At 66.7% G+C, this 1734-nt stretch carries 1 protein-coding gene; it reads left to right on the top strand.

Going from position 1 to position 1734, the window contains the following annotated elements:
• The first annotated feature begins 46 nt into the window (after positions 1 to 46).
• Positions 47 to 1729, top strand: a complete 1683-nt coding sequence (locus ACWDEN_RS48065) for an ISAzo13 family transposase (RefSeq protein ID WP_450864463.1) — start codon at positions 47 to 49, stop codon at positions 1727 to 1729.
• Positions 1730 to 1734 lie beyond the last annotated feature (5 nt).

Below are 1734 nucleotides of genomic sequence, written 5' to 3'. Positions count from 1 at the left end.
CGGGAAACAAGTCGTGGCTTCCAGCTGTGGGACTCGTAGTTCTGGTATGGGGAGACCGGAGGGGATCGAGGCCGTTCTGGCTGCGAAGTTCCAGGTGTTGTTGCCGCATCTGGACGAGCGTCAGCGTCGGCTGGCCATAGGGGCGGAAGCGCTGTCGCTGGGGCATGGTGGGATCAGGCTCGTCGCTGCCGCGGCCGGGGTTCGGGAGGGCACGGTCTCGCGCGGAGCGGCTGAACTGGAGTCTGGTCAGGCTCTGTTGGGGCGGATCCGTCGTCCCGGTGGGGGCCGGAAGAAGACTGTGGACCTTGATCCGGGGCTGCGGCCGGCGCTACTTGCGCTGGTCGAGCCCGACGAGCGTGGCGACCTGATGTCGCCGCTGCGGTGGACGACGAAGTCGACTCGGAAGCTGGCAGCGGAGCTGACCCGGCAGGGCCACCGGGTCTCCGCCGACACGGTCGCCGGCCTGCTGCGGGAGGAAGGCTTCAGTCTGCAGGCCAACGCCAAGACCATCGAAGGTGCTCAGCACCCTGCCAGGGACGCCCAGTTCCGCTACCTCAATGAGCAGGCACGAGACCACAGGGACGCCGGTGACCCGGTGATCAGCGTGGACAGCAAGAAGAAGGAGCTGATCGGCGACTACAAGAACGCCGGGCACGAATGGCGGCCTGCAGGGCAGCCCGTGAGGGTCAAGGCGCACGACTTCCCCGGCCAGGCCGAGAAAGCGATTCCGTACGGAATCTACGACATGGCGGCGAACACCGGCTGGGTCAGCATCGGCACCGATCACGACACCGCGGCGTTCGCCGTCGCCTCGATCCGGCGCTGGTGGCAGGCCCGCGGCCGGCACGACTACCCCCGCGCCCGCCGGCTGCTGATCACCGCCGACGGCGGGGGCTCCAACGGCTACCGCACCCGCGGCTGGAAGACCCAGCTCGCCGACCTCACTGCCGAGACCGGCCTTGAGATCACGGTGTGTCACCTGCCGCCCGGCACCTCGAAGTGGAACAAGATCGAGCACCGGCTGTTCTCCCACATCACCATGAACTGGCGTGGCAGACCCCTGACCAGCCATGAAGTCATGCTCCAAACCATCGCCGCGACCACCAGCCGCACTGGTCTCACCGTCCATGCCGAACTCGACAGCGGTGAGTACCCCACCGGCATCCGCGTCAGCGACGACGAGATCGCCGCCCTGCCCATCACTCGCCATCGCTTCCACGGCGACTGGAACTACACCCTCCGCCCCCAGCGACCGATGAACGCGACGACCACCGGCAGCACGCCGGACGAGGCCCTGGCGGACAGACCGACTCGCCTCACGCGGCGTTCGCTCCAGGACCCGGAACTGACCGGGATGACCCGCCGGCAGCTCAACGAGCTCATCGACTCGTTGACTCCAGCGATGGAGGTTCAACGCGAGCAAGTGCTCCGCACACGTCGAGGCCACGAGCGCCTGGTGGCCCCTGGCGCAGGTGCCAAAGCCAAGCTCACCTCAGCCGACCGGGTCCTGGTCACCGTGCTCCACCTGCGAAAACTCGCGACCATCGACCTCCTGGGCCAGCTCTTCAACACCACCGCCATGACCATCAGCCGCGCAGTGAAAGACGTCCGCCCGCTTCTGGAAGCCCATGGTGTTCATCTCCCAGCCTCAACAGCCCGTTTCCGCACACGGGAAGACGTCGCCAGGTTCCTCGACCCCAACAAAACCAAGATCAAATCGACGTGTTGATTCCC

It is taken from the genome of Streptomyces sp. NPDC001153 (assembly GCF_053598315.1).
The sequence above is the reverse complement of the archived record's forward strand: the minus strand, read 5'-3'. Positions and strand labels throughout refer to the sequence as shown.